Consider the following 19,841-nt stretch of genomic DNA (forward strand, 5'->3'; position numbering starts at 1 on the left):
CGGCGACGAGTGACCACGACGCGGTGAGGTGGGGGTGCCCCACCTCACCGCCCGGCTCTAAGGCACCTAGGAGTAACACCATGCCGCCCCCCAGCACACTGATCGACACCACACTCGCCGACGGCGTCTGCCTGTTCCGCACCGGCGGCGAGTGGGCGCTACACCGCCCGGACGGCCTCTTCGTCCGGCTGCACGGCGCGGCCGCCGGTGCGCTGGACCAGGCCACCGAGGTCGGAACCGATCCTGTGCTCGGCCCCGCCTTCGTCGAGGCCGGCTACCTTCACGCAGCTGCCGCCGCCAGCGTCCACCCAAACCTGCTCCCCTGCGGCCACGGAGTGCTGCACGACATGGTCGCACCGCTGCTCACCGCCGCGTCCGCCCAAAACGGCGAGGCCCCATCCGTCCCCTGTCTGCTCCTCGACGCCCCGCCCACGGCCCCAACCGAGGACCACGCCCTGACCGCCTGGGCCGAGGGCAACCGCGTCTTCGTCAGCCCGTTCGCCCCCGCGGGCGAGGCCGAGCCCTGCCTCGTCACCGATGTCATCGCCCGGAGGATCGCCGCTTCCGCCACCCCCGACCTGCTGCGGGCCCGCCTCGGTGGTCCTGGACGCCGTCCGCCGCTGCGGCTGAGCACGCCCGCGGCGCTGCTCGTCGCCCACCTCGTCGTCCGCCAGGTGCACGAGGCCCCTGCCAGCCGCAGGCGGCTCTACTGCCTCGACATCACGGCTGGCCGGTGGGAGCAGCACCTGGTCCATCCGGTGCCGCGCCTGGCGGATTCGGGTCCGCGCCCGTGAACACCATCCGGGTCACGACCGACGATGGGCTGACGCTGCACACCGAGATCACGCTGCCCGAACGTCTCCCCGCCCCCGCCGTGCTCATCCGCACCCCCTACGGCGCATCCGCCCACCAGCAGGAGGCCACCGGCTGGGCCAAGCGGGGATATGCCGCCGTGGTCCAGGACGTGCGCGGGCGGTACCGCTCCGCCGGTTCCTGGGTGCCCTACACCAACGAAGGTGGGGACGGCGCGGCCACCATCGCCGCCATCGCCGCCAGCGAGTGGTGCGACGGCCGGGTCGTGTGCCTCGGCTCCTCCTACAGCGCCCACTGCGCGCTGGTCGCGGCCGCCGCCAACCCCGGCCCGGTGGCTGCCATCGTGGTGGCCGTCCCCGCCCTGTCGCTGCGCCGGGTGGCCCGCGACCGCAACGGGGCTCCCCGCTTCTACGGTCACTCCTGGTGGTGGTTCCAGCACGGGCAGGGACGCACGTCCTCGCCCTGCCCCATCCACGACGCCTCGCCGGATGAGCCGGGAGTGCTGGGTGTCCTCCCGACGATCGAGCTGCCCCGCGCGGCCGGGGCACCCGCCGCGGGGTGGAGTCTCCCCTGGGTGCGCGACGGGCTGCCCGATTCCTCCCCCGTCCCCCTCGACGCGCCGCCACCCGCGGGGACCCCGCCAGCCCCGCTCCTGGTGCTCGCCGGACTGCACGACGTGTTCCGCGACGACGCCCTCGATCTCGCCGACGACTGGCCGGTGCGGGCCGACGTGGTGGTCGGCGCCTGGCAGCACGACCTCGGCCTGGTGCATCGCGAGGCCGACGCGGCGCTGCGGCGCCACCCAGCCCACCGCATCAAACCCGGATCGGTCATCGCCAGCTGGCTGGAGCGGACGCTCCGCGATCCCGACGCCACCACACCCGGCAGCAGGTACTTCGCCCTGGAGGGAACCGGGGCCTGGGCGCGTCCGGCCCCGGCCCGGCACCTGCTGTCCTGCCCGTTGTCGGCGGCCCGGACCCGGTTCGTCGCCGATCCGTGTCACCCGCACCCGTCCGCCCTGGGACCAGTGGATGTGCACGACATCTCCCGCAGGGAGGACCTGGCCCGCTTCGTCTCGGACCCGGTGCGCATCGCCACGGACTTGGTGGGACGCATGGTCGTGCGGCTGTCCGGGCTGGCGGCGCACACCCTCGATGGAGAAGCGGTCCGTGGCCCGCTGGACTGGTGCGTCCGCGTCGCGTTGCGTCCGGCACCGGCCGACCGCGACCACACCGGGGCCGGTCTGCTCCAGCTGGGCCACGCACTCGTGCGCACCCCGGACTCCCGTGCCCGGGTCGAGTTGCCGCTGGTCGCGCGGCGCCTGCACCCCGGTGCGCGGATCGAGGTGCACGTTTCGGCCCACCAGTTTCCCCTCTACGCCCGCGACCCCCAGGACGGCACCGAGCCCCTCACCGCCACCCGTCTGCGGCCCGCGCGGCGCCAGGTGCTTCGGGCAAATGTCGAACTGTCCCTGGCGGAGCTGGCGCCCGACCCCACCGAACCCAAGGAGGCGCTTCGATGACCCCCAGCCCGCGCTACCCGTTCGCCTCCGATGAGCGACCCCAGCCAGACCTCGGCGCCGCACTCGACCCGCTGTGCGGCATCGTCACGGCGCTGCGTTCCCCCGAAATCCCTGGCGGGGCGCCGGAGGATTTCCTCTGCGTCGTCGCCGAGGTCGCCGACACCCGCCACTACGGCGGCTGGTACGCCGACCGGATCGCCGCCGGGACGGCTTTCGGCGACCCGGGCCGGGCCCGCAACGCCGCGATCGGGGAGGCCTTCGAACGCTACTGCGGCAACTTCCTGCCCCCGCTCACCGCCCCCACCAGCCACGCGGCCCTCGTCTCCCGGGGCAAGGCGGTGCTCGGCCCGGACGACCTGCCGAGGTGGTCGGACGAGCAGCTCAGCAGGCCAGGTTTCGCCTACCGCGAGTTCACCGGCGACACCGAGGTCGAGTGGGTCGCGGGCGTGGACGCCAACGGCGCCGAAACCTGGGCGCCCGCGTCCTGGGTCTACCTCAACTATCATCACGGGCCCCGCCGTCAACTGCCCCGGATCAACCACCTGAACTATTCGGGGATCGCGACCGGCAGCTCCCCCGCCGATGCGGCGCGGCGCGCGCTCGCCGAACTGGTCGAACGGGATGCCATGGTCACCTGGTGGTACTCGGGCGCCGGGGCCGCCGGGCTGGATCAGGAGACGATTCCCGGTTTCAGGCAGCGGTGGCAGGGCGGCCCTCTCCGCGTCGATCTCGTCGTCGTGCCGACCGACCTTCCTCTCATCGTGGTCGGGGCCTACGTGTTCGACGAACGCACCGGGGTGCCCGCGTCGGGTTTCGCCGCGGCCCCGGACGCCGCCAGCGCGGCCGAGAAGGCCAGCCAGGAGGCGCTCCAGGTCTGGATCGCCTCGTCCGGGCTGCTGCGCCCCGACGGATCCAGCTGGCGGGCGATCGCCGAGGGCATCCTGGCCCGCCGGGTCTACTTCCCCTATCGGGAGAACCGGGCCTACCTCGACGACGCCGGTGACGGCTTCCGCCACGTGAAGGACCTCGCGTCCCAGACCCAGCTCTGGCTCGACCCGCGGATGCTGGCCCACGCCCACCGGTTCACCTCCCCCACGGCCATGGTCTCGGCGGAGAAACTGGGCACCGGGAGCATCGACGAGGTGGTCGCGGCCCTCACCGGGCGGGGCCACCCGCCGGTCGCCTTCGACCTGACCACGCCCGATGTGGCCGAGATCGGCGCCGCGACCGTGCGGGTGCTGGCCCCCGGCCTGCAACCGAACGCCCCCGCCGGATACCAGTACCTCGGCACCGCCCGCCTGCACCAGCGCAAACAGGACCTGGCCCCCGGCACCACCCCGGTCCTGGCCCCACCCCCACACAACTAGGGAAAGACGAGATGCCGCACACCACCGATGCCCTGGAGCGCGCCGACCTGCTGGCGGGCCTGGACCCGCTGCCGCTCCCCCACGTCCTGCTCGACGTCCTGCGGGCGGGGCTCGGCAGCGACCCGGACCGCCCCGACGCCCGCCTGCGCAGGGTGCCGTCGGCGGGTGCCCTGCACCCGGTGCAGGTCTACCTCGACCAGCACCGGGACGGGCGGGCCGAGACCGTGCGCTGGTATCCCCACGGCGGGCTGGTTCCGCTGTCGACCCGCCAGGCCACGCCCCCCGAACGGGTCGACATCGTCCTGGTCGCCGCCCCGGCCCGCACCATCGCCAAATACGGTGACCGCGCTCTGACCCCCGTGGTACTGGACACCGGTTACGCCTTCAGCGCGCTGCTGCACGCCGCGGCGGCCCACGGTCTCGGCTTGGCCCCCGCTCCCGGTTTCCAACCCCCGGACGGCGACGGCGCCGCGCTGGCAGCGCTCCGCGTCGGCGCTCCGGCCCACCGGCCACTCCCCTCCGGCCGTCCCGAACCGGCCGGGGCACGGCCCGGTGGCCTCGTCGAGGCGGCGCTGCACGAGCTGGCGCGGCACCCGATCACCTCTCCGCTGCCGACCTCCGAGGTGTCCCGCGAGGCCATCGCCACCCGGCGCAGCGCCCCACTGGAGGAGCTGGCTTCCGGCTTCGACCTGGACAACACCCTGTCCTTCTTCCGGGACGGGCTGCCGCGGCAGTTTCATTCCGGGGTCACGGCCCACGTCGCCACCGCGAAGGGGGTGTTCACGTGGTGCGAGGGTCACTGGAAACGGGTGAGCCATCGCGACGAACGCCCCGGGCTCGCCGCACGCGCTGCCCATCAGCGGCAGCTGGTCGACGTCGCGGCGCTGGTTCTCTTCACCGCACCCCCGGCCGCCGGGCTGGGCGGTGCAAACTATCTGGCCTCCCGCTTCGCCATCGCCCACGCAGGCTATTCGCTGTGCGTCCGCGCGGCCGGGTGGGGCCTGGGAGCCCGCCCGATCGGGGGGTGGAGCGGCCCGCCCGCCCCGGGAACCTGGGACGGCGGCGAGGCGATCGTCCACGCCGTCGCCCTCGGTGAGACAGGGACGGAGCCTGCCCGATGATCCCTCGCCGCCTGCTGGTGCTGACCCTGCGGGTCAAGTGGCACGTCCTGGCGTCCATCGTGGCGATCCTGGCCGTCACCTCGACCTACCTGGCCACGGCCCTGGCGACCGCGACCGCCCTCGGCGCCCTCACCAGGGGCGAGGCGTCCGAGACCCTGGCGTGGATCGCCATCGTGGCCGCGACCGTGCTGGCCCGGGCCGTGCTGATCCCCGTCCGCACCGCGATCACCACGTCCGCGGGACTGGCGGTGCGTCGCATCCTGCGGGACGACCTGCTGCACCACGTCATGGCCCTCGGGCCGGAGTGGGCCTCGAAAAGCCGCCTCGGGGCGGCCCAGGCCACCATCGTGGAGGGCGTGGACGGGCTGGACCCCTATTACAGCGAGTACCTGCCGCAGCTGGCGGTCACCGTGACCCTGCCCGCCGGGATCGTCGCCGGCGTCTGGCTGCTCCACCCGCCCTCGGCCGTCTTCCTCGCCTGCTGCCTGCTGGTGACCCTGATCGTCCCCCGGTTCAAGGACGCGGCGATGCTGCGCCAGGGCAGCGAACGGTGGCGCGCCTACGTCGAGCTCAGCGCGGACTACCTGGAGGCCATGCGGGGCATCCCGACGCTGCGCACCTTCGGGGCCGCCGAACGCCGCCGGGACCTGCTGGAGGCCCGCAGCACCGGGGTGTACCGGGCCACGATGCGTCCGCTGCGCACCTCGTTGCTGGAGAACGGGATCACGGTCGGGTTCACGCTCTTCGGCACCTTCGGCGCGGTCTTCCTGGCCACGCTCGCCGCGACCCGCGCCCAGCTGCCCGGCACCCACGTCCTGTACGTGCTGATGCTCTCGGTGGAGTGTTTCCGTCCGGTGCGGGACCTGGCGAAGGCCTGGCACGCGGGTTACCTGGGGCTCACCGCCTCCGACGGGGTGGACGCGATCCTGCGCGCGAGGCCGGCGGTCGCCGACACCGGCACCGGGACGCTCGCCCTCGGCGGGGCCGCCGAGGTGTCGGTGCACGAGGCCGCCTACACCTATCCCGCGGCCGCCCGGCCCGCGCTCGACCAGGTGTCGGCGCGGATCCCGGCCGGGCAGCTGACCGCCATCGTCGGGGCATCCGGCGCGGGCAAGTCGACCTTCGCCGCGCTGATCTCGCGTCGCCTCGACCCGGATTCGGGACGGGTCGAGATCGGCGGCACCGACCTGCGCCGGGTGAGCCTGGCATCCCTGCGGGCGAACCTGGCCGTGGCCGGGCAGCGCACCCGGCTGTTCCACGACACGGTCGCGGCCAATGTCCGTCTCGGCGCCCCCGAAGCCACCGACGACGAGGTCCGTGCGGCGCTGGCCGAGGCCGACGCGCTCGGTTTCGTGGAGGAGCTGCCCGAGGGCATCCACACCATGTTGTCGGAGGACGCCACGACGCTGTCCGGCGGTCAGCGGCAGCGCCTCGCCCTCGCCCGGGCACTGATCCGCCGCACCCCGGTGCTGCTGCTGGACGAGCCGACCTCGAACGTCGACCGGCACTCCGACGCCCACATCATGGGCACCCTGAGGTCGCTGACGCCCCACCACACGATCGTCGTCATCGCCCACCGCCTGGAGAGCATCATGTCGGCCGACCAGGTGATCGTCTTCGACTCCGGCCGGATCGTGGAGCAGGGCGAGCCCGGGGCGCTCGTCTCCTCCGGTGGGGCCCTGGCGGACCTGCTGCGCGACGAACGCACCCGCCGGAAACCGGCTACCGAACCCCAGGAGGTGTCTCGTGCATGGTGATCTCGCCAGCGACGTCACGGCCCTGAGACGGCTCTGGCCCGCCATCCGGGCCTACCGCGGCCGTTTCGTCCAGACCGTGCTGGCCAGCCTGGCCGTCCAGATCGGCACCGTCGGCGCGGCCGTCGCCTCCGCCTGGCTCGCGGGCCTCGCCCTCGTCACGCTGGACCCGGGCTGGCCCACCGGAGGAGACGCGGTCCTCAGCGGGCTGGCGCTGCTGCTCGTGGCCGCCGCTGCGGCGGGCACCTGGGCCGAGATGTATGTCGCCCACGACCTGGCCTACCTCGTGCTGGCGGCCTTCCGCGTCCGGCTGTTCGACCGGTTGCGGCGCACCCAGCCGTCGAGGTCGGATCCCCGGCGCAGCGGGGACCTGTCGGCCACGGCCATGTCCGACGTGGAGAGCCTGGAGTGGATCTACGCCCACGTGTTCGCCCAGGTCGGGACGGCGGCCGTCACGATCCTCGGCGGCACCGTCGCGCTGGCCCTCATCGATCCGGTGGTGCTGGCGGTGCTGGTCCCGGCCACGGTGCTGCTGCTGTCGGTGCCGTGGTGGTTCGCCGGGCGGGCCACCGCGCACGGCGCCGAGTTGCGTCGCGCCAGCGCCAGCTACACCTCCGACATCATCGACACGGTGCAGGGGCTGTCCGAGATCGCCGAGGCCGGGGCGATGCCGCGCCGCCGGTCCCAGCTGGACGCGTCCTGGCAGCGGGTGGAGCGGGCCGGGGTGCGCAACGCGCTGCGCGGGTCGGTGGAGGCGGCCTCCGGTGACCTGCTGGTGAGCCTGGCCGCGATCGGCGCCCTGTTCATCGTGTCCCTGCACGTCCACGCCGGGCAGATCCCCGTCTCGTCCGCCCCCATCGTGGTGGCGCTGATCGGGGCGGTGCTGGCCCCGACGGCCACGGTCGCGTCCACTCTCAAGGAGCTGGGCGGTCTGCGGGCCGCGGCGTCCCGCCTGTTCGGGCTGCTGGACGCCCCGGACGCGACCGAACCGGCGGCCCACCCGGTCGCCCCGCGACCGACCGACGAGGTGTTGCGGGTCTCGTCGCTGTGGTTCGGCTACGACCCCGGACGTCCGGTGCTGCGCGAGCTCGATTTCGTTCTCCGCCGCGGCGAGGTGGTCGCGGTCGTCGGCGCCTCCGGGGCGGGCAAGAGCACCCTCATCAACCTGATCCGCCGGTTCTGGGATCCCGACCAGGGCAGCATCAGGGTGCTCGGCACCGACATCCGCGACCTCGCCGACGCCGACCTGCGGCACCACACCGCGATCGTGGAACAGGACGTGCGGGTCTTCGCCGGGTCGCTGCGCGACAACCTCACCCTGGGCCGGCCCGGGGCGGCTCCGGAGGTCATCGCCACGGCCGTCGAGGACGCCCAGCTCGGCGCCCTGGTCGCGGGACTACCGGCCGGGCTGGATTCCCCCGTCGGGGAGCGCGGGACCGGGCTGTCCGGCGGCGAGGCGGCCCGGCTGGCCCTGGCCCGCGCACTGGTCATGGAACCCGACCTTCTCGTGCTGGACGAGGCCACCGCCAACCTGGACGCGAGCATCGAACTCGAACTGCACCGCGCGCTGACCCGCACCGCCGCCGGGCGGGCCACCCTCATCGTCGCCCACCGCCGCTCCACCGTGGAACGCGCCGACCGGGTCATCGTGCTCGAGGACGGCCGGATTATCGCCGACACCACGCCCGATGGGCTCGCGGCCTCCGGCACCTGGTGGAACGCCCCGCCCGGCCAGGCCCAACAGGCGCGCCCGGGCGAGGACGAGATGCTAGGTGGCGGCGAACCGGGGCGTAGCCGTTAGGGGAGCCGCTCCCGCGGGGAGTCGATGTGCACCACCAGCCGGCCGGTGTGCTCGTCGGTGCCGACGCGACAGGTGACGGCAAAGACCTCCTCCAGCAGTTGCGGGGTCACCACTGCGGCCGGGTCGCCGTCGGCGACGATGCGTCCCCGGCTCAGGGCGACCAGCCGGTCGGCGTAGCGGGCGGCGTGTTCCAGGTCGTGCAGCACCGAGACCACCGTCAGACCGCGGGCGCGTCGCAGCCGCGCTATGAGGTCCAGCACCTCCAGCTGATGGCAGATGTCGAGGAAGGTCGTCGGTTCGTCCAGCAGCAGGATCGAGGCGTCCTGGGCCAGGGACAAGGCCAGCCGGACCCGTTGGCGTTCACCGCCAGACAGGCTGTCGACCATCCGGTCGCCGAGGTGGGTCGTGCCGGTCTCGGCCAGCGCGACGGCGCAGTGCTCGTCGAAGGGATCGCGCAGCATCGCCCACATGGATCGCTGCGGAAACCTGCCGTGGGCCACCAGCTGGCGCACCGTCATGCCCGGGACGCGGGGCAGCTGCTGGGGCAGCAACGCCACCCGCTGGGCGACGAGACGCCGCGGCGTGGACGCGATGCTGGTCCCGTCCAGCAGCGACTCACCCTGGATCCGCAGCTCCCCCGACAGGGCGCGCAGCAGCGTCGATTTGCCGCAGCCGTTCGCCCCGACCAGGGCGACCCACTCCCCCCGGCCGATCTTGAGGTCGAGGTGGTCGAGGACGAGCCGGTCCCCGAACCGGACGCAGGCTCGACGCAGTTCCATCACTGTCACGGTTCTGACTCCTGGTGTGAGCTGGCCACCGCGACCAGCGCGGCGGTCCCGATGAGGCAGGTGACGGCGCCGACCGGCACCCCCACCTGCTGCCCGTCGCCGGTGAGCTGGATCGCGAGGCTGACGGCCTTGGCGATGAGGTCGGAGGCGGCGACGAACAGCCCCCCGCACACCGCTACGAGCACCACCTGTCGCCTCAGCCGCCCGCCGAAGACCAGCCGGACGACGTGGGGCGCGACGAAACCGACGAAGGCGAGCGGCCCCACGGTCGCCACCGCCGCCGAGGCCAGCAGCACCGCGATCCCGATGCCCACGCCGCGCCAGAACCCGGGTGACACCCCGAGGCAGTGGGCGTGGGAGTCGGAGACCGCGAGGATCTCCAGCCGGTCGGCGACCAGCACCAGCGCCGCGAACCCGGCGAGGACCGGTATCGCGATCATCGGGACGTGCTCGGCGACGCGGGCCTCCACCGACCCGATCAGCCAGCGCAGCGCTCCCCCGACGCCGGTGGGCCGGGCGGCGATGAGGATCGTCACCACCCCGGTCAGGGCCAGCGCCGACAACAGGCCGAGCACCGCCGTCTGCTCCGAGGTGCGGCGGTGGGCCACCAGCCACAGCAGTCCGCCGCCGAGCAGGCCGCCCACGGTCGCCGACAACACCGACGAGAACACCGACCCGCCGTCGATGAGCCCGGTCCCGGAGGCGATCAGGTAGCCGAGCACCGCCGAGGGGTTCACCGCCGTCAGCTCGGGAGCGGCCAGCGAGTTGCGCAGCACCGACTGCAACGCCAGCCCGGCCAGGCCGAGAGCCGTTCCGGCGAACAGGGCGACGACGAGCCGCGGCAGCCGCAGCTCGGTCAGCACCCGCCACGAGACCGTGTCGGTTCCGGCCAGCAGCTCGGACCAGTCCACGCCCCGCCCCAGCGCGAGATGGGCGGCGGGAACGATGAGCGCGGCGGCCGCGATCCACAGGCCCAGCCAGGCACGACGGCTCACCGGTCCGGCCTCCTCGCCACGAAGACCATGGCGACGCAGAACCCGATCAGCGCGGTCCACGCCCCGAGCGGGGTCTCGAAGGGCTTGAACAGCTCCCGCGCTGCGATGTCGGCGCCGACACTCACCCCGGCCCCGATGATCGCCGTCACCGCCAGCCGGAACACCTCACCCGCCCCCGGGACGAACCACCGGGTCACGGTCGGGGCGACGAAGGCGACCCATGCGATGGGGCCGCAGGCCGCCACCACGAGCGCGACCAGCAACGCGGCGACGCCGAGGGCCAACAGCCGCCAGCGGCCCGGCCTCATCCCCAGGGCGGAGGCCTGCTCGTCGCCGAGGGACAGCACCCCCAGCGCAGGCAGCACCGCGACCGTGGCGGCGCAGCCGATGACCAAGGGGACGATCAGCGGCAGGGCGACATCGGCCGTGATCTCGGTGAGCGAACCCACGAGGTATTTGAAGATGATGCTCAACTCGACCTGGTCGGCCGTCGACATCACGGTCAGCACCGCCGCCTGCCAGGCCGTCGAGACCGCCGCCCCGATGAGCAGGGTCTGCGCGGCGCTGCGTCCCCTCGCGGCCGCGAGCAGGCACAGGGCGCCCCCCGCCACAGCTCCGGCCAGGGCCCCGGCCGTGCGGGCCGTCAGCGAGTGGATGCCGCTGGTGACCAGCAGCGCCGCCACGAAGGCGGCTCCCCCGCTGACCCCCAGCAGGTCGGGCACCGCGAGCGGGTTGCGCATGGCCCGCTGCACCAGCAGCCCCGCTACCCCGAGCCCGGCCCCGGCGGCCGCACCCACCAGCAGCCGGGGCAGACGAATCTCAAGGAACACGATCCGCGCGACCCGCCCCGACGCGGGCAGGCCGAGATAGAGGCTTGCCGTGACGAGAGCGGCCCCCGCCACGGCAAGCAGTATCAGGATCGTGATCCGCTGGCGGAGCCCCACTACTTCTTCAGGTCACGTTCGATGTGGTCCACGGCCTCGGTCACGGCGGTGGCGATGCACCGGGTGCCCCGGCAGAACGTCCACAGTTCCTTGTTGACCTCGTGGACGTGGCCGTTCTTCACCGCGGTGAGCTGCTTCCACACCGGGTTGTCGGCGTAGATCTCCGTGGCCTTCTTGTCGGTCGGGGCGAAGGTCATCGACGAGACGAACATGACCTTCGGGTCCTTCTCCAGGATCTGCTCCATGCTGTAGGCCCCGGCCTTGACCGGGTCGGTGCCGAGTACCTCGAATGGGTTGTTGACGACCTTGCCCAGGGCGCTGCCCAGCGGATCGGCACCCTTGGTGGCCACGCCCATGCCGGAGGCCCCACCCCACATCAGCAGGACGGGTTCACCGGCCACGCCCGCCGTCGTGGCCTTCTGCTTCGCCGCCGCCATGGCCTCCTGGTAGGCCGTCTCGGCCTTGACCTGGGCGTCCGCCTTGCCGGTGAGTGTGGCGACCATCCGCAGATAGGCCAGGGAGTCCTCGTCCGTCTTGACGTTGACCAGCAGCACCGGCGAGAACTTCTCCAGCGCGGGCTTGAGCGCCTCGTGGACGCCCGCGAGCCCGATCACCAGGTCGGGTTTGACCTCCGCGGCGAACGAGGTGTCCTCGGCCCCGAAACTACCCGGCACCACCGGGATGTCCTTGCCCTTGTCGCCGAAGATTTCTGGCCGGGTCGCCAGGTTGGGGGTGGAGGTGGCCACCGGGACGATGCCGAGGCTGGCCAGGATGTCGTCACAGATGCCGGTGAGGCACACGATGCGCTGCGGAGCGGCGGGAACGCTCACCTCGGCCCCATCGGGGCCGGTAGCGGTGAGGGCGGGCGTCACCGGAGTGACACCGGGTGCGGGTGCCGAGCTCGTCGCCGCCGTTGGGGCGGGAGACGTCCCCGGCGCGTCCGCACCGGGCACGCAGGCCGACAGGACACAGGCGGCAGCAAAGCCCATCAGGACTAGACCACGACGGATCATTCAGAACTCCCAGAAATGATAGCGATTATCAATTGCATGGCAATGATATGCCCGCCCCTCGTCACTGTCCACGAAGGGTGGGTTCAGCCGCGATGGGCCCCGGGCGTCGGCACCGACGCCCCGCCGGGCACGCGATGGGCAGGCACCCCACGGCGCCCGGCGCCCCCTCTCGCACGGAGAAGGGAGCGCGTTGGCTGCGTCGAGGCACCTGTTCGAGGCCGGGCCCTGTAAGAATGGCTCTCAGCAGACTATGGTTGGTCCCATCATCACCTGGAGGCATTTGCGATACAGGAGGGATGCCATGGGACGAGGGATGGTCACGGCATGAGCAAGGACGCCTACGCCGTCAGCGCACCGGTCTACGACCTGCTCAACGCCAGTTTTCGCCCAGGGCAGGTGGCGGCCCTGGAGAGGCTGATTCCGCTGGTCCGCGCCGAGTCGGGGCCGGTACTCGACATCGGGGCCGGGTCGGGCCTGAATACGGTCTTCGTCCTGGAGCGCCTACCGGAGGCACGCGTGTACGCCCTGGAACCCAGCACCGCGATGAGGGCGCTGGTCCTGACGAAGGTCGCCGCGCACCCGGAGTGGTTCGACCGGGTCACGATCCGGCCCGAGGCCTTCGGAGCCGCTCCCCTGCCTGATGCCATCAGCGGGGCGATCCTGCTGGGTGTCCTCGGCCACTTCAGCCCGGACGAACGGGCCGCACTGTTCGCCGCCCTCGCCGCCCGGCTCCCCGAGGGCGGGGCCGCCCTGACGGACTTGCAGCCGCCCTGCCGGCCCGCGCGGGTGGAATCCTACGAGATCGCCAGCGCCCGGATCGGCGACCTGGCCTATAGCGGCCTCGCGGAAGGATGGCCACTCGACGACGAGCGCATGCAGTGGAAGATGACCTGCCGCACCCTCGACGGCGATCGCGTGCTGGCCGAGGAGACCACCGAGTACATGTTCCGCCACCCGGACCCCGAGGTCATCCGGGCCGAACTCCGCGCCACCGGACTCAGCCTCGACCAGATCGACGACACCACCTTCTACCTCATCGTCAAGGACTGACTCGCCCGTCCCGCGGTTCGCGGGCGCCTCCCGGGCGGGTGGGGATGCGGAAGCGATCGAGGACCTCTTGGCGGAAAGGGGACTCCATCGACGTCGATGGCGCTCACGCCCCGGGGGCGTGGAAGACCAACACCGCGTAGCCGAGATCGGTCAAGGTGGCGTGGGCCGCGGCCCAGGCAAAGGTGAGCACTCCAGCCGGGAACTTCGGAGATGGAACTGCAACATTGTTACAGCTTGTTACAGTTCATCACAGTTCAGGTGAGGTGCCAGGTGGCGCGTGGGTCTTGCTTGGCGGAGCCTTCCCGGATGACGAGTCCGAGTTCTTCCAGCTGGGCTAGCGCCCGGGTGGCGGTCATGCGGGCTACCCCTGCCAGTTCGGCCAGCGCCCCGGTGGAGAGCGGCTCCCCCGTCTGGCGCAACGTGTTCAGAATGGCGATCGCGCTGCGGGTGAGCCGGGAGCGGATTTCTTCGGGGAGCGCCTCCTGTGCCGACAAGGTGAGAGTCACCGAGGAAGAGGATTGGAAATAGTGGGGATCGACGAGCCCGCGTCCACGCATCTCGGCGAATAGCCGCGCGATCCCTTCCCCGAGCTCTCTGGTGTACCCCAAGTCGGCGCACACCCGGGCGATGCGCGGGTTACGGGCATAGCGCCGGATATCGAGCGGGCGTTGGGGTTCGACGATGCCCGGGAATCGTCCTGGCGAGGTGATCTCGATCCGGCTTGGGAAAATCTCAAAGCGAATGTGGTCGCCCATGGTGCTGTACGAGCGATGAACGACGGCGTTGACCAGCCCCTCCAGCCAGGCATCCCGGGGAATCCGGGAGATGGGTTCGAAAGTGCCCGCGTCACTCAGTTGCTGCCAGGCGGGCATCATGTCCTCGATCTGGCGGATGGCTTCGGAGATCTGCCGCAGCAGGGAACCTTCCACCCGGCGGTCCTGTTCGAGCGTCATGTTTCGCCCCACGCCCCGATGCTCTGCCCCGTACTTGAGAATCCGGACGACGGCATTGGGAAACTCACGCTGGGGACGCTCGTCGAACAGCAGCTCGCTGGCCACGGTGAGCCGACCCCGGCGATCCACCAGGTCGCGCGCGGCCAGCGCACCCTCAATGGTCGCCGCGCCGATGCGTTCGGCGTAATCCGCCAGGGCCTGCTGGTCGAGGTCCGCCAGGGTGAGGTTCACGGGAGTGGCTTCATAGTGCGCCATGCCCCGGTCGAACACGAGCTCACGCTGCTGCGCGGCAGTCAACCGCCGCGACTCATCGCCAACCCGCAGGTAGCACTCACCCTTCTGGGTGACGTGCACGGTCTCCCCCGGAGCGACGTTCAGCAGGACGAGAGTGGCCGGCTCGCCTTCGGCGTCCAGCGCCTCGACTTCTTCCACCCGGGCGCGTACCGGCGGTTCAGTGTAGTCGAGGCAGGCTTGCCGCAGCTCGTTGCGCCGCTGCGCTGGCACGTCCTCCACCTTGCCGTCGTGGAGCCCAACGACAATCACCCCGCCATCGGCGTTGGCCATAGCCACCAGCGGGACCGCGAGATCGCGTGGCGACACGCGAGCGGACTTGCGCTCGAACCACTGATCTTCCGCAAGGGCCAGCAGCGCTGGCCCCACCTGCTCTGGGGGCAACGTCAGGCTACGATCCACGACTGCCGAGGTCATTGAATAACTGTAACATTGTTACAGCTTGTTACAGTGTTGCAGCTTCCCAGCACGGGCCGGGGTCGTCGCCACTCCATGCAGCGGGGAGGTGTTCTCCCGACGAGACGGGCCCGGGTTGATGCGCGACCGCCCGGGTACGGCGCCCCAGCACCGAGAGGCGCGGCCCGCTGCAAGCAGTCCCGACTGTCCGGCATGACCTCTCCCAATTTTGTCAGTGGGTTCTAGTACGGTGTGAGCACACCTGCTGAGAACAGCATTTAGCGCGCCGTTGGCGTAGGAGACACACGATGGCACCGACCACCAAAGAGGCCCAGCGGGCCGAGTTGCACAAGACCATCTGGCGGATCGCCAACGACCTGCGCGGCTCGGTGGACGGCTGGGACTTCAAGGCCTACGTCCTGGGCATGCTGTTCTACCGGTTCATCTCAGAGAACCTCACCGCCCATATCAACCAGGGCGAGCACGAGGCCGGGGATCCCGATTACGACTACATCGAGGAGTCCGATCACCGGGCCTCCGGCATTCTTGACGGCGTCGTGGCAGAGAAGGGGTTCTTCATCTTCCCCTCAGAGCTGTTCGCCAATGTCCGCGATCGGGCGTCCCGGGACGAGAAACTGAACGAGACCTTGGAGCGGGTATTCCGCAACATCGAGGGGTCGGCGGTCGGCACGGCGGCCGAGGGCGCGTTGAAGGGTCTGTTCGATGACCTTGACGTCAATAGCTCCAAGCTTGGACCGACGGTGCTCAAGCGCAACGGGAAACTCGTCAAGCTCCTGAACGCGATCGGCGATATGCCGCTGGGTAATTTCGAGGACAACTCGATCGACCTTTTCGGGGACGCCTACGAATACCTCATGGGCATGTATGCCTCGCAGGCTGGCAAGTCCGGCGGGGAGTATTACACCCCGCAGGAGGTCTCGGAGCTGCTGGCCCGGCTGACGGTGGTCGGCAAGACCGCGGTGAACAAGGTCTACGACCCGGCCTGCGGGTCGGGGTCGCTGCTGCTGAAGTTCGCCAAGGTTCTCGGGCCAGACCGGGTCCGCAACGGGTTCTACGGGCAGGAGATCAACCTGACCACGTACAACCTGGCGCGAATCAACATGTTCTTGCACGACATCAACTACGAGCACTTCAGCATTGAGCACGGCGATACCCTGACCGATCCCAGGCATTGGGATGATGAGCCGTTCGAGGCGATCGTGTCGAATCCTCCCTATTCGACGAAATGGGAGGGAAACGACAACCCGCTGCTCATCAACGACGAACGGTTCGCCCCCGCCGGGGTGCTGGCCCCGAAGTCGAAGGCGGACCTGGCGTTCACCATGCACATCCTGTCGTGGCTGAGCGTCAACGGCACCGCGGCGATTGTCGAGTTCCCCGGCGTGCTGTACCGCGGGGGCGCGGAACGCAAGATCCGCAAATATCTCATCGACAACAACTACGTGGATGCCGTGATCCAGTTGCCGCCGGATCTGTTCTTCGGCACCACCATCGCCACCTGCATCATCGTGCTGAAAAAATCGAAACCCGAGAACACGGTGCTGTTCATTGACGCCTCGGGGGAGTTCAGCCGGGTCGGGAACAAGAACAAGCTGCTGCAGCAGAACCAGGATCACATCCTGGAAACCTTCACCGCCCGCCGCGACGTGGATCACGTCGCCAAGCTCGTGACCAACGAAGACCTCGCGGCCAACGACTACAACATCTCGGTGTCCTCCTATGTCGAGAAGGAGGACACCCGCGAGGCCGTGGACATCCAGGCCCTCAACGCCGAGATCGCCCGCATCGTCGCCCGCCAGGCCGAGCTTCGCACCGAGATCGACGCCATCGTCGCCGACCTGGAGGGAGAGCCGTCGTGACCAGGGAAGCAGCCGGTGAGGTGATCCTCTACCGGCGCGACGACGGCGCCCCCGCGCTTGAGGTACGCCTGGAGGAAGAGACCGTCTGGCTCAGCCAGCAGCAGATCGCCGAGCTGTTCCAGACCTCCCGCACCAACGTCGTCGAGCACCTTCGGAACATCTACGACGAAGCAGAGTTGGACGAGACTGCAACCTGTCGGAGATTCCGACAGGTTCGCACCGAGGGTTCCCGTCAGGTCGCCCGGGAGATCCCGTTCTACAACCTTGATGCCATCATCTCAGTCGGCTACCGGGTGAAGAGCAGGGTCGCCACCCAGTTCCGGATCTGGGCGACCGAACGCCTGCGAGAGTACCTCATCAAGGGCTTCACGATGGATGACGCCAAGCTGAAGAATCTTGGTGGCGGCAGTTACTGGCGTGAGCTGCTGGAACGTATCCGCGACATCCGCAGTAGTGAGAAGGTGCTGTACCGGCAGGTGCTGGACCTCTACGCCACCAGTGTGGACTACGACCCGCGCGCACCAGAGACCACCGAGTTCTTCAAGATCGTCCAGAACAAGCTTCACTACGCCGCACACGGGCAGACCTCCGCGGAGGTCATCGCCGCCCGGGCCGATGCCACGAAGCCGAACATGGGGCTCACTTCGTTCAGCGGCGAGCGACCCCGCAAGTCCGATGTCACGATCGCGAAGAACTACTTGGGCGAGTCTGAGCTGAAGAAGCTCAACACCTTGGTGTCGGCCTACTTCGACGCGGCGGAGTTCCGTGCGCAGAACCACGAGCCCACCTACATGAGCGACTGGCTCGCCCACCTCGACCGCCTCATCGTCGCCATGGACGCCCCTGTCCTGCGCGGCCCCGGCAGCGTCAGCCGCGAACGGGCAGTAGCCCACGCCGAGGGCGAATACGCCAAGTATCACGCCCAGCTGGCAACCACCCCGACCGAGGTTGAGGAAGCCTACCTGGAGTCCATCAAACGCGCCCAGCGCGAGATCGAAGGCAAGAAATGAGCCAAATCGACAAACTGATCGCAGCTCTGTGCTCGAATGGGATCGAGTTCAAGACCTTGGGCAACATCGCCAGGTTTGTTCGCGGGAATGGTATGCCGAAAAGCGACCTCACCGAGGATGGCGTAGGCGCCATTCACTACGGCCAGATCTACACGCGGTATGGGGCGTGGGCGAGGGCAACGATTTCTTTCGTCTCCGAGACCACAGCCACCAAACTAGCAAAAGTAGATCCTGGCGACATCGTTATCACAAACACCAGCGAGAACATCGAAGATGTCGGGAAGGCGGTTGCCTGGCTCGGGGACGAGCAGATCGTAACAGGAGGACATGCAACCGTTATCAAACACGCTCAAGATCCTAAGTACCTCTCCTATTGGTTTCAATCGAGAGCCTTTTTCGACCAGAAGAGAGCCTTGGCAACCGGCACCAAAGTCATCGATGTCTCCGCGAGACAACTTGAGAAGGTGCGCATCCCCGTCCCACCGCTTGAGGTACAGCGGGAGATCGTGAGGGTGCTGGATAAGTTCACCCAGCTGGAAGCGGAGCTGGAAGCGGAGCTGGAAGCACGCCGTCGCCAGTACGAGTACTACTTGGATAGGCTTGTCTCGTTTCGTGGAGAAAACGAGGTGCCATGGGTCGCAATTGGCGATCTAGGGTTGATTTTTCGAGGTAAGCGGTTCACCAAGAGCGACTATGTTGACTCAGACGGGATAGGAGTCATTCACTACGGGGAGATTTATACCAGATACGGCACCACCGCAAATCAAGCGGTTTCTCAGGTCCGACCCGACCTAGGACCTGCGCTACGATACGCCTATAAGGGTGACGTTATCTTGACCGACGTTGGAGAAACGGTTGAGGATGTCGGGAAAGCGGTGGCATGGCTCGGAGAGGAGCCTGTTGCGGTACATGATCACTGCTACGTGATACGTTCCGAGCTGGACGCCTCCTACCTTGCCTATACGATGCGAGGAAATGACTTCCGCAAGGCTAAGGAACAAGCTATCGCCCGCACCAAAGTGAAGACTCTGTTGCTGGACGGGCTAAAGCGAATCAAAGTCCCCATCCCTCCCCTCGAAGAGCAACGTCGTATCGTCTTGATCTTGGATAAGTTCGACTCCTTGGTGAACGATCTCAGTATTGGTCTTCCGGCGGAGCTGGAGGCTCGGCGGAAGCAGTACGAGTACTACCGGGACCGGCTGCTGACCTTTGAGGAGAAACGATGATCCCCGATTATCAGACGTGCATGCGGCCGGTGCTGGTCTTGCTCGCCGATGGTCAGACCTGGCGCAAGCGGGATCTCGTTGCCGCGCTGGAGGAAGAGTTTCACCTCACCCCCGAGAAGCGGAACGCGCTGCTGCCCAGCGGCAAGCAGCGGGTGATGGCCAGCCGGGTCGGCTGGGCGATCACCTATCTGTTCAAAGCCGACCTAATCGAACGCCCAACCCGTGGGCACGCACGCATCACCGGCACCGGGCGTGAAGCTTTGGCGGCTCATCCTGAGCGAATCGACACCAGAACGTTGGAGTCATACCCGCCCTTCCGGGAGTTCCTCCAGCGCACCGGCACCTCGGGTGGCTCGCCGGAGCAAGCGGCAGCAGCGGAACCCCCGACAGCCTCCACCCCCGCCGACCTGATCCAGCAGGCCATCAAAGCGAACCGGGCGGTGGTCGAGGCCGAGGTGCTCGCCGCGGCGGTGAATATCTCCCCCGCGGGGTTCGAGCACCTGGTGATCCAGCTGCTTGCCGCGATGGGTTACGGCCAGCGTGGCTCTCTCGAACACACCCCGCTCAGCAACGACGGTGGCATCGACGGGATCATCAGCCAGGACCCGCTCGGCCTGGACCGCATCTACGTGCAGGCGAAGTGCTGGGCCCTGCATCGCAGCGTCGACCGACCCGAGATCCAGCGATTCGCCGGTGCCCTGCTCAGCAAACAAGGTGACCGGGGTGTCTACATCACCACCGCCACCTTCACCCGCGGCGCCCGCGACGAGGCCGAACGCATCAACGCCCGCATCGAGCTGATCGACGGGCAGCGCCTCGCCCAACTGCTCGTCCACTACGGGGTGGGAGTGCAGTCGGAACCCACCCCCAGCCTTGTCCGTCTGGACGAAGACTTCTTCGACGCTCTGTGAGCCACG

Annotated in this window: 16 protein-coding genes; 11 read left to right on the forward strand and 5 right to left on the reverse strand. The window is 69.4% G+C overall.

Translation table 11 applies throughout. The annotated features are described in order from the left end of the window. Positions 1–80 precede the first annotated feature (80 nt). Genes EL272_RS15350 through EL272_RS13770 form a run of 6 tightly spaced genes read left to right on the forward strand, consistent with a single transcriptional unit; the run spans position 81 to position 8,378 of the window. Complete coding sequence (locus EL272_RS15350; RefSeq protein WP_061787602.1) at positions 81–794, forward strand: hypothetical protein; 714 nt, start codon at positions 81–83, stop codon at positions 792–794. Further along, positions 791–2,335, forward strand: a complete 1,545-nt coding sequence (locus EL272_RS13750; protein WP_061787601.1) for a CocE/NonD family hydrolase — start codon at positions 791–793, stop codon at positions 2,333–2,335. The genes EL272_RS15350 and EL272_RS13750 overlap by 4 nt, the downstream gene beginning before the upstream one ends. Further along, positions 2,332–3,702 (forward strand): YcaO-like family protein, encoded by a 1,371-nt coding sequence (locus tag EL272_RS13755; RefSeq protein ID WP_061787600.1) that lies wholly within the window; start codon positions 2,332–2,334, stop codon positions 3,700–3,702. Before EL272_RS13750 ends, EL272_RS13755 begins: the two co-directional genes overlap by 4 nt. Before the next feature lie 11 nt (positions 3,703–3,713). Continuing rightward, the gene (locus tag EL272_RS13760; RefSeq protein WP_061787599.1) at positions 3,714–4,823 is read left to right on the forward strand and encodes a nitroreductase family protein; all 1,110 of its coding nucleotides are present in this window, start codon (positions 3,714–3,716) and stop codon (positions 4,821–4,823) included. Further along, positions 4,820–6,580 carry an ABC transporter ATP-binding protein/permease gene (locus tag EL272_RS13765; protein WP_061787598.1) on the forward strand — a complete coding sequence of 587 codons (1,761 nt, stop codon included), beginning with the start codon at positions 4,820–4,822 and terminating at the stop codon, positions 6,578–6,580. The genes EL272_RS13760 and EL272_RS13765 overlap by 4 nt, the downstream gene beginning before the upstream one ends. Beyond that, positions 6,570–8,378, forward strand: coding sequence for an ABC transporter ATP-binding protein (locus EL272_RS13770; RefSeq protein WP_061787597.1), 1,809 nt, complete (start codon positions 6,570–6,572; stop codon positions 8,376–8,378). Before EL272_RS13765 ends, EL272_RS13770 begins: the two co-directional genes overlap by 11 nt. On the opposite strand, the gene EL272_RS13775 is transcribed toward EL272_RS13770, so the two are convergent. The 4 genes from EL272_RS13775 to EL272_RS13790 are packed head-to-tail and all read right to left on the reverse strand — an operon-like array spanning position 8,375 to position 12,118. Next, a complete protein-coding gene (locus tag EL272_RS13775) occupies positions 8,375–9,157 on the reverse strand; it encodes an ABC transporter ATP-binding protein (protein ID WP_061787720.1) in 783 nt (260 codons plus the stop codon). The two genes, EL272_RS13770 and EL272_RS13775, sit on opposite strands and share 4 nt — an antisense overlap. Before the next feature lie 5 nt (positions 9,158–9,162). After that, positions 9,163–10,161 (reverse strand): FecCD family ABC transporter permease, encoded by a 999-nt coding sequence (locus EL272_RS13780; protein WP_061787596.1) that lies wholly within the window; start codon positions 10,159–10,161, stop codon positions 9,163–9,165. Further along, positions 10,158–11,105 (reverse strand): FecCD family ABC transporter permease, encoded by a 948-nt coding sequence (locus tag EL272_RS13785; RefSeq protein ID WP_061787595.1) that lies wholly within the window; start codon positions 11,103–11,105, stop codon positions 10,158–10,160. The genes EL272_RS13780 and EL272_RS13785 overlap by 4 nt, the downstream gene beginning before the upstream one ends. After that, positions 11,105–12,118: an ABC transporter substrate-binding protein gene (locus EL272_RS13790; RefSeq protein WP_073970026.1), complete on the reverse strand. Its 1,014-nt coding sequence runs from the start codon at positions 12,116–12,118 to the stop codon at positions 11,105–11,107. The genes EL272_RS13785 and EL272_RS13790 overlap by 1 nt, the downstream gene beginning before the upstream one ends. Positions 12,119–12,442: 324 nt before the next feature. On the opposite strand from EL272_RS13790, the gene EL272_RS13795 reads away from it, so the two are divergent. Further along, positions 12,443–13,168 carry a class I SAM-dependent methyltransferase gene (locus EL272_RS13795; protein WP_061787593.1) on the forward strand — a complete coding sequence of 242 codons (726 nt, stop codon included), beginning with the start codon at positions 12,443–12,445 and terminating at the stop codon, positions 13,166–13,168. Between the two features lie 254 nt (positions 13,169–13,422). On the opposite strand, the gene EL272_RS13800 is transcribed toward EL272_RS13795, so the two are convergent. After that, positions 13,423–14,829 (reverse strand): ATP-binding protein, encoded by a 1,407-nt coding sequence (locus EL272_RS13800; protein WP_061787592.1) that lies wholly within the window; start codon positions 14,827–14,829, stop codon positions 13,423–13,425. Positions 14,830–15,116: 287 nt separating this feature from the next. On the opposite strand from EL272_RS13800, the gene EL272_RS13805 reads away from it, so the two are divergent. The 4 genes from EL272_RS13805 to EL272_RS13820 are packed head-to-tail and all read left to right on the forward strand — an operon-like array spanning position 15,117 to position 19,835. Then, positions 15,117–16,688, forward strand: a complete 1,572-nt coding sequence (locus tag EL272_RS13805) for a type I restriction-modification system subunit M (protein WP_061787591.1) — start codon at positions 15,117–15,119, stop codon at positions 16,686–16,688. After that, entirely contained in the window at positions 16,685–17,698 is a 1,014-nt protein-coding gene (locus EL272_RS13810; protein WP_061787590.1) for a virulence RhuM family protein, read from the forward strand. The genes EL272_RS13805 and EL272_RS13810 overlap by 4 nt, the downstream gene beginning before the upstream one ends. Continuing rightward, entirely contained in the window at positions 17,695–18,924 is a 1,230-nt protein-coding gene (locus EL272_RS13815) for a restriction endonuclease subunit S (protein ID WP_014847822.1), read from the forward strand. Before EL272_RS13810 ends, EL272_RS13815 begins: the two co-directional genes overlap by 4 nt. Continuing rightward, positions 18,921–19,835: a restriction endonuclease gene (locus tag EL272_RS13820; RefSeq protein WP_061787589.1), complete on the forward strand. Its 915-nt coding sequence runs from the start codon at positions 18,921–18,923 to the stop codon at positions 19,833–19,835. The genes EL272_RS13815 and EL272_RS13820 overlap by 4 nt, the downstream gene beginning before the upstream one ends. Positions 19,836–19,841 lie beyond the last annotated feature (6 nt).

Source organism: Arachnia propionica, from assembly GCF_900637725.1.
GTDB classification, from domain to species: domain Bacteria; phylum Actinomycetota; class Actinomycetes; order Propionibacteriales; family Propionibacteriaceae; genus Arachnia; species Arachnia propionica.

Excerpts from the sequence above, each read along its gene's own strand:
- EL272_RS15350 (WP_061787602.1), top strand. The coding sequence starts at position 81 with ATGCCGCCCCCCAGCACACTGATCGACACCACACTCGCCGACGGCGTC.
- EL272_RS13755 (WP_061787600.1), top strand. The coding sequence starts at position 2,332 with ATGACCCCCAGCCCGCGCTACCCGTTCGCCTCCGATGAGCGACCCCAG.
- EL272_RS13760 (WP_061787599.1), top strand. The coding sequence starts at position 3,714 with ATGCCGCACACCACCGATGCCCTGGAGCGCGCCGACCTGCTGGCGGGC.
- EL272_RS13765 (WP_061787598.1), top strand. The coding sequence starts at position 4,820 with ATGATCCCTCGCCGCCTGCTGGTGCTGACCCTGCGGGTCAAGTGGCAC.
- EL272_RS13775 (WP_061787720.1), bottom strand. The coding sequence starts at position 9,157 with ATGGAACTGCGTCGAGCCTGCGTCCGGTTCGGGGACCGGCTCGTCCTC.
- EL272_RS13790 (WP_073970026.1), bottom strand. The coding sequence starts at position 12,118 with ATGATCCGTCGTGGTCTAGTCCTGATGGGCTTTGCTGCCGCCTGTGTC.
- EL272_RS13795 (WP_061787593.1), top strand. The coding sequence starts at position 12,443 with ATGAGCAAGGACGCCTACGCCGTCAGCGCACCGGTCTACGACCTGCTC.
- EL272_RS13800 (WP_061787592.1), bottom strand. The coding sequence starts at position 14,829 with ATGACCTCGGCAGTCGTGGATCGTAGCCTGACGTTGCCCCCAGAGCAG.
- EL272_RS13805 (WP_061787591.1), top strand. The coding sequence starts at position 15,117 with ATGGCACCGACCACCAAAGAGGCCCAGCGGGCCGAGTTGCACAAGACC.
- EL272_RS13815 (WP_014847822.1), top strand. The coding sequence starts at position 17,695 with ATGAGCCAAATCGACAAACTGATCGCAGCTCTGTGCTCGAATGGGATC.
- EL272_RS13820 (WP_061787589.1), top strand. The coding sequence starts at position 18,921 with ATGATCCCCGATTATCAGACGTGCATGCGGCCGGTGCTGGTCTTGCTC.